The sequence below is a fragment of the Micromonospora sp. L31 genome (assembly GCF_052068075.1).
GTDB lineage: Bacteria > Actinomycetota > Actinomycetes > Mycobacteriales > Micromonosporaceae > Micromonospora > Micromonospora purpureochromogenes.
In genome coordinates, this window is sequence record NZ_JBQHDC010000002.1 from 638379 (window position 1) to 647732 (window position 9354).

The following is a 9354-nucleotide window of genomic DNA, read 5'->3' on the forward strand; positions in this document are numbered from 1 at the left end:
ACGCCTCACCAGCCGCGGGCCCGCCACTGCGGCAGCGACGGGCGCTCCGCCCCGAGCGTGCTGTCCTTGCCGTGCCCCGGGTAGAACCAGGTCTCGTCCGGCAGCCGGTCGAAGAGCTTCTGCTCCACGTCGTCGATGAGCTGGCCGAAGCGCTCCGGATCCTGGTCGGTGTTGCCGACCCCACCCGGGAAGAGACTGTCCCCGGTGAACAGGTGCGGGGTGCCGGCCGGGTCGCGGTAGAGCAGGGCGATGGAGCCCGGCGTGTGCCCCCGGACGTGGATCACCTCCAGGGCGCAGTCGCCCACCGGCACGGTGTCGCCGTCGGCGAGCCGTTCCGCCTCGATCGGCAGGCCCTCGGCGTCGTCGGCGTGCACCAGGGCGCGGGCGCCGGTCTTCGCGACGACCTCCTCCAGCGCGACCCAGTGGTCCATGTGCCGGTGCGTGGTGACCACCGCGGCCAACCCGCCGTCGCCGACCAGGTCGAGCAGCCGCGGGGCCTCGTTCGCCGCGTCGACGAGCACCTGCTCGCCGGTGCCCTTGCAGCGCAGCAGGTACGCGTTGTTGTCCATCGGGCCCACCGACAGCTTCGTGACGGTGAGCCGGTCCAGCTCCCGCACCGCGGGCGGGCCGCCGGCGGTGACGTCTCCGGTGTAGCTCATGACGTGGCTATATCCATTCCGGTGGAGTCGGCAGGGGTCCGTCGGGGGTGACGGTCAGCGCCTCGCCGCGGCTGCGCCCGATCAACCAGGCGGCCAGCTCGGCGACCGGGCCGCTGACCAGCGGCGCGGCCTCACGTTCACCGACGACCAGCTCGTGTCGGCTGCCGTCGAAGCGCAGCACCATCGCCGGTACGTCGGTGCGGGCGGCCAGGCCGGCGCCCACCTCGTGCAGCAGGTGGTGGGCGAACGCCGCCGGCCAGTCGGCCGCCCGGTAACCCACGTCGAGGTCCACGTGGTGCACCTCGATCTCGCGCAGCCGCCCCCAGACCAGCATCGCGGCCTTCCAGGGGCCGCGCCGGGTCTGCACCGTGGCCGACCACGCCTCGACGGGCATGGCCGCGACCGCCTCGGCGAACCGCTCGGCGGAGTGGCGCAGGTCGTCCAGGTGGGCCGTCGGCGGCCGGGACGCGCCGGCCTCGATGTCGGCGGCGCGGGCCTCCGGGCTGGCGTACATCGGGATGGGCTCGCCGGTACGGGCGGCGGTCAGCAGGTTGACGAAGCCGTCGGCGTTGCGGGCGAGGTGCGCCAGGACGTGCCCGCGGGTCCAGCCGGGCAGCAGCGAGGGCGCCGCGACGTCCGCGTCGTCGAGAGCGGCCGCGGCGCGCAGGAGCCGGGCCGTGGCGTCGTCCACCTCACCGGTCAGCAGAAGCGGATCAGTGGTCACGCACCGACCCTAGCGGTACCGGGCCGGCCCGTCGCCGGGGAAATCGCTTTCGGCGCGTCGCCGCGGCACCTACCGTCGGCATCGAACGCGGACCCGGACATCGGAGGAGAGGTGGTGGCCATGCCGGTAGCAGCAGCACGCGTGTACCACCACGGCCAGTTCCGACTCCGATGAGGATGCCATGACCATCGATCTGACCGCCCTCGGCCTCGACGCCGACCGGGCGGCGTACGCACGACGGCGCCCCGACCGCCGACCGGGCCGGGTGGCCCGGGTCGACCGCGGGGTCTGCACCGTGCTCTGCGCGGACGGACCCGTCCGCGCCAGCCTCGGCCCGGCGGTGCTCGCCGCCGCGGCCCGCGACCTGACCGCCCTGCCCTGCGCCGGCGACTGGGTGCTCCTCGCCACCTGGCCGGACGGCCCGGTCACCGTCGAGACGGTGCTGCCGCGCCGCACCGCGCTGGTGCGCCGGACCGCCGGCAAGGACGCCAGCGGCCAGGTGCTCGCCGCCAACCTCGACGCCGCCGCGGTCGTCGAGCCGGTGCACCCGGAACCGGACGTCGCCCGCATCGAGCGGCTGCTCTCCCTGGCCCACGAGTCCGGGGCGCGGCCCGTGGTCGTGCTCACCAAGGTCGACCTGGCCGCCGATCCGGCGGCCGTGGCCCGGCAGCTCGCCTCGGTGGCGCCGGGGGTGCCGGTGCTGCCGGTCAGCGCCGAGCGGGGCACCGGGCTGGAGCCGCTGCGTCCGCTCGTCGCCCCCGGGCTGACGCTCGGCCTGCTCGGTCCCTCCGGGGCCGGCAAGTCGAGCCTGGTCAACGCGCTGGCCGGGGCCGCGGTCATGCCGACCCAGGCGATCCGCCGGGTGGACGGCAAGGGCCGGCACACCACCACCTGGCGGGCGCTGGTGCCGGTTCCGGGCGGCGGAGCGGTGCTGGACACCCCGGGGGTACGGGCGGTGGGCCTGCTGGACGGCTCCGCCGGGCTGGACCGTGCCTTCTCCGACATCGCCGAGCTGGCCACCGGCTGCCGGTACGCCGACTGCGCGCACGAGGCCGAGCCGGCCTGCGCGGTGCGGGAGGCGCTGGAGACCGGGGAGCTGCCCCCGCGGCGCTGGGAGAGCTGGAGCCGGTTGCAGCGGGAGGTGGCGTACGAGAGCCGCCGCCGGGAGACCCGGCTGGCGGCCGAGCGGCGCGGCGGGTGGCGGGGTGGCCGCCGGCGGACGGCGCGTCCGGCACCGCCGGCGTCACCGGGCGGATTCTGAACCCCGTACCGGCGTGGGTTACCCCGGCCCGACCGGTGTGAGCTGGGGGAATGTGCGGGCGCGGAAAGTTGTCGTACCTCGGGGCTAGAGTTGCCGAGGCGTCATTTCTGCGCCCGTAAACCGCTCAGATCACGCTCCGAGCGGACAGATCCGCCTCACTTTCTTCACCCGGGAGTACACGGACAGTGGCCGACCGACTGATCATCCGTGGCGCGCGCGAGCACAATCTGCGTGACGTCAGTCTCGACCTGCCCCGGGACGCCCTGATCGTCTTCACCGGGCTCTCCGGCTCCGGCAAGTCGAGCCTGGCCTTCGACACCATCTTCGCCGAGGGCCAGCGCCGGTACGTCGAGTCGCTGTCGTCGTACGCCCGGCAGTTCCTCGGCCAGATGGACAAGCCCGACGTCGACTTCATCGAGGGCCTGAGCCCCGCGGTCTCGATCGACCAGAAGTCGACCTCGCGCAACCCCCGCTCCACCGTCGGCACCATCACCGAGGTCTACGACTACCTCCGGCTGCTCTTCGCCCGCATCGGCGAGCCGCACTGCCCGGTCTGCGGGGAGCGGATCTCCCGGCAGACCCCGCAGCAGATCGTCGACCGGGTCCTCGGCATGGCCGAGGGCACCCGCTTCATGGTGCTCGCGCCGGTGGTGCGCGGGCGCAAGGGCGAGTACGTCGACCTCTTCGCCGAGCTCCAGGCCAAGGGCTACGCCCGGGCCCGGGTGGACGGCGTGGTGCACCCGCTGACCGAGCCGCCCAAGCTCAAGAAGCAGGAGAAGCACACCATCGAGGTGGTGATCGACCGGCTCAGCGTCAAGGCCGGCGCCAAGCAGCGGCTCACCGACTCGGTGGAGGCCGCGCTGGGCCTTTCCGGCGGCCTGGTGCTGCTCGACTTCGTCGACCTGGCCGAGGACGACCCCGGCCGGGAGCGCCGCTACTCCGAGCACCTGGCCTGCCCCAACGACCACCCGCTGGCGATCGAGGACCTGGAGCCCCGGGTCTTCTCCTTCAACGCGCCGTACGGTGCCTGCCCGGAGTGCACCGGCCTGGGCACCAAGAAGGAGGTCGACCCCGAGCTGGTCGTCCCCGACCCGGAGCGCACCCTGCGCGAGGGCGCGATCCAGCCCTGGGCCACCGGGCACAACCTCGAATACTTCCTCCGCCTGCTGGAGGCGCTCGGCGAGAGCCAGCACTTCGACGTCGACACGCCCTGGCGGGCGCTGCCGTCGCGGGCGCAAAAGACGATCCTGCACGGCTCCGACGACCAGGTGCACGTGCGCTACCGCAACAAGTACGGCCGCGAGCGCTCCTACTACACCGGCTTCGAGGGCGTGGTGCAGTGGATCGAGCGCCGGCACACCGACACCGAGTCGGAGTGGTCGCGGGACAAGTACGAGGGCTACATGCGGGACGTGCCCTGCGCGGCCTGCGGCGGCGCCCGGCTCAAGCCCGAGGTGCTCGCGGTCACCCTGGCCGGCAAGAGCATCGCCGAGGTCTGCAACCTGTCCGTCGGCGAGGCGGCCGAGCTGCTCGCCGGCATCGAGCTGACCGACCGGCAGAAGATGATCGCCGAGCGGGTGCTCAAGGAGATCAACGCCCGGCTGAAGTTCCTGCTCGACGTCGGTCTGGACTACCTCTCCCTGGACCGCCCGGCCGGCACCCTCTCCGGCGGCGAGGCGCAGCGCATCCGGCTCGCCACCCAGATCGGCTCCGGCCTGGTCGGCGTGCTCTACGTGCTCGACGAGCCCTCCATCGGCCTGCACCAGCGGGACAACCACCGGCTGATCGAGACGCTGCTGCGGCTGCGCGGGCTGGGCAACACGCTGATCGTGGTGGAGCACGACGAGGACACCATCCGGGTCGCCGACTGGATCGTCGACATCGGCCCGGGCGCCGGCGAGCACGGCGGCGAGATCGTGCACAGCGGCTCGGTGCCGGCGCTGCTGGAGAACCCGGAGTCGGTCACCGGGGCGTACCTGTCGGGGCGCAGGTCGATCCCGACGCCCCGGCAGCGCCGCCCGCAGACGCCGGAGCGGGAGCTGGTGGTGCACGGCGCGCGCGAGCACAACCTGCGCAACCTCACCGTCTCCTTCCCGCTGGGCCAGCTCATCGCGGTCACCGGGGTCAGCGGCTCCGGCAAGTCGACGCTGGTCAACGACATCCTCTACGCGGTGCTGGCCAACCAGATCAACGGCGCCCGACTGGTGCCGGGCCGGCACACCCGGGTCAGCGGCCTGGAGCACGTGGACAAGGTCGTCGGCGTCGACCAGTCGCCGATCGGCCGGACGCCGCGCTCCAACCCGGCCACCTACACCGGCGTCTGGGACCACGTCCGCAAGCTCTTCGCCGAGACCACCGAGGCCAAGGTCCGGGGGTACGGCCCGGGCCGCTTCTCGTTCAACGTCAAGGGCGGCCGCTGCGAGGCGTGCTCCGGCGACGGCACCATCAAGATCGAGATGAACTTCCTGCCGGACGTCTACGTCCCCTGCGAGGTCTGCAAGGGCGCCCGGTACAACCGGGAGACGCTGGAGGTGCACTACAAGGGCAAGACCGTCTCCGACGTGCTGGAGATGCCGATCGAGGAGGCGGCGGAGTTCTTCTCCGCCATCCCGGCCATCCACCGGCACCTCAAGACGCTGGTCGACGTCGGCCTGGGCTACGTCCGGCTCGGCCAGCCGGCGCCGACGCTCTCCGGCGGTGAGGCGCAGCGGGTCAAGCTCGCCTCCGAGCTGCAGAAGCGCTCCACCGGGCGGACGGTCTACGTGCTCGACGAGCCGACCACCGGCCTGCACTTCGAGGACATCCGCAAGCTGCTGATGGTACTGGAGGGCCTGGTCGACAAGGGCAACACCGTGATCACCATCGAGCACAACCTCGACGTGATCAAGACGGCCGACTGGCTGATCGACATGGGTCCGGAGGGCGGCCACCGGGGCGGCACGGTGCTGGCCACCGGCACCCCGGAGGAGGTCGCCGAGGTGGCCGAGAGCCACACCGGTCAGTTCCTGCGCCAGGTGCTCAAGCTCGACGGCGAGGCCAAGGGCGCCAAGGCGGCGACCAGCCGGGCGGCCAAGGCCAACGGCAGCGCCACGAAGTCGCGTACCCGGAAGGTGCCGGCCGCGGCGCACTGAGCGACGGTACGGCGGGGCGGGTCGGGAAACCGGCCCGCCCGTCCCGTTCCCCGGCGAGCCGCGGGTCGACCGGATTGAACCGTCCGGCACAGTGTTGCGTGTGCCGAGGTGAGGCCGCGAGGTCGACGACCGGCGGCGGCAGTCGAGAGAAAGGCCGGAGATGAGTGACGACCAGGTGTTGACCGGACCCGGTACGCAGACGCGGCGGGCCCTGCTCGCGGGCGCCGGCGCGGTGGGGGCGTCGGTCCTCCTGACCGCCTGCGGAGGCGACGACTCCGGGGACGGGACGACCGCGCCGACCAGCGGCGGACCGGGCGCCACCGCTGGCGACGCGGAGGGCGGCGACCGCGAGGGCTCGTCCTCGCTGGCGACCACCGGCGACATCCCCGTCGGTGGGGGGCAGGTCTACGCCGCCCAGGGCGTGGTGATCACCCAGCCGGAGCCGGGGCAGTTCAAGGGCTTCGACCCGATCTGCACCCACCAGGGCTGCCCGGTGTCGAACGTCGACGGCGGCACCATCAACTGCACCTGCCACAACAGCAAGTTCTCCATCACCGACGGCTCGGTCAAGCAGGGCCCGGCCACCAAGCCGCTCGCGCCGAAGCCGCTCAAGGTCCAGGGCGACCAGATCAGCCTGGCCTGAACCGCCGGTGCCGGCAGCGGACCTGCGTGATCATGAGGTCGGCGATGCCGGCCTCATGATCCACCGGCCGGGCGGCGGGGGAGCTCCCCCGCGGGTCGGGGGAGCGTGTCGGGGGTGCGGATTAGTCTTGACGGGTGGCTGACCCCTCGACCTACCGTCCCGCACCCGGCACCATCCCGGAGTCACCGGGGGTCTACCGCTTCCGTGACGGCACCGGCCGGGTGATCTACGTCGGCAAGGCGAGGAACCTGCGCAGCCGGCTCAACTCGTACTTCGCCGACCCGGTCAACCTGCACCAGCGCACCCGGCAGATGGTCTTCACCGCCGAGTCGGTGGACTGGATCACCGTCGCCACCGAGGTCGAGGCGCTCCAGCAGGAGTTCACCTGGATCAAGCAGTACGACCCCCGGTTCAACGTCCGCTACCGCGACGACAAGTCGTACCCGTACCTGGCGGTCACCCTCGACGAGGAGTACCCCCGCCTGCAGGTGATGCGCGGCGCCAAGCGCAAGGGGGTGCGCTACTTCGGGCCGTACTCGCATGCCTGGGCGATCCGCGAAACCCTCGACCTGCTGCTGCGCGTCTTCCCGGCGCGGACCTGCTCCTCGGGGGTGTTCAAGCGGGCCGGCCAGGTGGGCCGGCCCTGCCTGCTGGGCTACATCGGCAAGTGCTCCGCGCCCTGCGTCGGCAGTGTCTCCGCCGACGAGCACCGCGACATCGTCAACGGCTTCTGCGACTTCATGGCCGGCCGCACCGACACGATGGTCCGCAAGCTGGAACGGGAGATGACCGAGGCCAGCGAACAGCTGGAGTTCGAGCGGGCCGCGCGGCTGCGCGACGACGTCGCCGCGCTGCGCCGGGCCATGGAGAAGCAGACCGTGGTGCTCGGTGACGGCACCGACGCCGACGTGGTGGCCTTCGCCGACGACCCGCTGGAAGCCGCCGTGCAGGTCTTCCACGTCCGCGACGGGCGGGTGCGCGGCCAGCGCGGCTGGGTGGTGGAGAAGACCGAGGAGCTGAGCACCGGCGACCTGGTGCACCACTTCTGCACCCAGGTGTACGGCGGCGAGCACGGCGAGGCGGACGTGCCCCGCGAGTTGCTGGTCCCCGAGCTGCCGGCCGACGCCGACGCGCTGGCCGACTGGCTCTCCAGCCACCGGGGCAGCCGGGTGTCGCTGCGGGTGCCCCAGCGCGGCGACAAGAAGTCGCTCATGGAGACGGTCGAGCGCAACGCGAAGGACGCGCTCGCCCGGCACAAGCTGCGCCGGGCCGGCGACCTGACCACCCGCGGCAAGGCGCTCGACGAGATCAGCGAGGCGCTCGGCATGCGGACGTCCCCGCTGCGCATCGAGTGCTTCGACGTCTCGCAGATCCAGGGCACCGACGTGGTGGCCAGCATGGTCGTCTTCGAGGACGGGCTGCCCCGCAAGAGCGAGTACCGCCACTTCATCGTCCGGGGCGCCACCGACGACCTCTCCGCGATGTCCGAGGTGCTGCGCCGCCGCTTCGCCCGCTACCTCGACGCCCGGGCCGAGAGCGGCGAGATCGGCGAGGAGACCGCTTCCGACCCGGACCGGCCCGGCATCGACCCGACCACCGGGCGGCCGCGCCGGTTCGCGTACCCGCCGCAGCTGGTGGTGGTCGACGGCGGCGCACCGCAGGTGGCGGCGGCCGCCCAGGCGCTGGCCGAGCTGGGCATCGACGACGTGGCGCTCTGCGGCCTGGCCAAGCGGCTGGAGGAGGTCTGGCTGCCCGACGACGAGTTCCCGGTCATCCTCCCGCGCACCTCTGAGGGGCTCTACCTGCTGCAACGCGTCCGCGACGAGGCGCACCGCTTCGCCATCACCTTCCACCGGCAGCGTCGCTCCAAGCGGATGACCGAATCCGCGCTGGACAACGTTCCCGGCCTCGGCGAGGTACGCCGCAAGGCGCTGCTGCGGCACTTCGGCTCGCTCAAGCGGCTCTCCGCCGCGAGCGTGGAGGAGATCACCGAGGTGCCCGGGGTGGGGAAGCGGACCGCCGAGGCGATCCTGGCCGCCCTGGACGAGGGCACGAAGGCGGGTCGCTGACCCCCGGTCAGCTTCCTGCCGGCCGCTCGCCGGCTGAGCGCGCCACCCCGACCGGTGGGCTGCAGGTCGGCTGTTCGCCGGCTGAGCGTGCCGTCCCGGCCACCGGTGGCTGCCGGACTCGCGGCGCGCGTGAGTTTCCACCACCGGCAGCAACGCCGTTGATTGGTGGAAACGTTGCGCTCGCGCGGTCGGCCAGCAGAAGCCGGGCGGTCTGGGGGCTTGGCGGGCGACCGGGCCGCCTGCGTGGCCGGCTGGGCGCGGGGTCCGGTCGGCGCGGGGGGCCGGGGCTACAGTCCGTGCCCGCCCCTCAATTGCCACAGTGAGCGATATGCCTCTGAGTCATATTTATGCCTCACAGGCATATCGCTCGATCGTCATATGCCTCGGGATGCCGTCCCCGCTTTGCCTGTTCGACGCAAATGTCCGGGTTACCTCGGGTGTTCGCCGGCCAGCTGTCCGGTTCGACCCGCGACGTCAGGTTCGGAGGTCACCGGGCCGGTGGAATGGTCGGCCGGGTGGGGTCGTTGTACATGGCAGACCGCCGTGGCCCCCCGGCCCGGACGGGTGAACCGGAGAGTCAGACCCGGCGGAATGCCGGCCCGCCCCGGTTGGTTACATCCCCCGGACACCCGAGCAGAGCCTCTTGTGCGGCCGCCGGGCAATCCCCTTCTTTGACTTCCTTTCACGCGCTGCCGTCCCCCGGCGGTGTGCGCGTATCCCCCTGATCGAAAGGTGCACCCTCATGCGTACCGATCTGATCCGCAAGACCGCCCTGACCGTCGCCGGTGTCGCCGCTACCGCCGGTGGGATCGCCGGCCCGGCCCTCGCCGCGCACGCCGCCCCCACCGCGTCGATGCAGGCCGACCG

6 protein-coding genes are annotated in these 9354 nt (G+C 72.6%); 4 read left to right on the top strand and 2 right to left on the bottom strand.

Annotated elements, in window-relative coordinates; genetic code table 11:
* Positions 1 to 5 precede the first annotated feature (5 nt).
* Both ACTMS9_RS09555 and ACTMS9_RS09560 read right to left on the bottom strand, forming a co-directional pair.
* Positions 6 to 659, bottom strand: a complete 654-nt coding sequence (locus ACTMS9_RS09555; protein ID WP_441164698.1) for an MBL fold metallo-hydrolase — start codon at positions 657 to 659, stop codon at positions 6 to 8.
* A 7-nt stretch (positions 660 to 666) separates the two neighbouring features.
* Positions 667 to 1383, bottom strand: coding sequence for a maleylpyruvate isomerase family mycothiol-dependent enzyme (locus tag ACTMS9_RS09560; RefSeq protein ID WP_441164699.1), 717 nt, complete (start codon positions 1381 to 1383; stop codon positions 667 to 669).
* A gap of 181 nt (positions 1384 to 1564) precedes the next feature.
* Here ACTMS9_RS09560 and rsgA point away from each other — a divergent pair, with 181 nt between their 5' ends.
* The 4 genes from rsgA (at position 1565) to uvrC (ending at position 8487) form a co-directional block, all read left to right on the top strand.
* Positions 1565 to 2644, top strand: coding sequence for a ribosome small subunit-dependent GTPase A (rsgA, locus tag ACTMS9_RS09565; protein ID WP_441145020.1), 1080 nt, complete (start codon positions 1565 to 1567; stop codon positions 2642 to 2644).
* 185 nt (positions 2645 to 2829) lie between these two features.
* Positions 2830 to 5775, top strand: coding sequence for an excinuclease ABC subunit UvrA (gene uvrA / locus ACTMS9_RS09570; RefSeq protein WP_441164700.1), 2946 nt, complete (start codon positions 2830 to 2832; stop codon positions 5773 to 5775).
* 160 nt (positions 5776 to 5935) lie between these two features.
* Positions 5936 to 6418, top strand: coding sequence for a Rieske (2Fe-2S) protein (locus tag ACTMS9_RS09575; protein WP_350797697.1), 483 nt, complete (start codon positions 5936 to 5938; stop codon positions 6416 to 6418).
* Between the two features lie 134 nt (positions 6419 to 6552).
* Positions 6553 to 8487 carry an excinuclease ABC subunit UvrC gene (gene uvrC / locus ACTMS9_RS09580; protein ID WP_280840764.1) on the top strand — a complete coding sequence of 645 codons (1935 nt, stop codon included), beginning with the start codon at positions 6553 to 6555 and terminating at the stop codon, positions 8485 to 8487.
* The last annotated feature ends 867 nt before the right edge of the window (positions 8488 to 9354 follow it).

Bases quoted from the DNA above. Each gene is read 5' to 3' on its own strand.
- rsgA (WP_441145020.1), top strand. From the start codon at position 1,565: ATGACCATCGATCTGACCGCCCTCGGCCTCGACGCCGACCGGGCGGCG.
- ACTMS9_RS09575 (WP_350797697.1), top strand. From the start codon at position 5,936: ATGAGTGACGACCAGGTGTTGACCGGACCCGGTACGCAGACGCGGCGG.
- ACTMS9_RS09555 (WP_441164698.1), bottom strand. From the start codon at position 659: ATGAGCTACACCGGAGACGTCACCGCCGGCGGCCCGCCCGCGGTGCGG.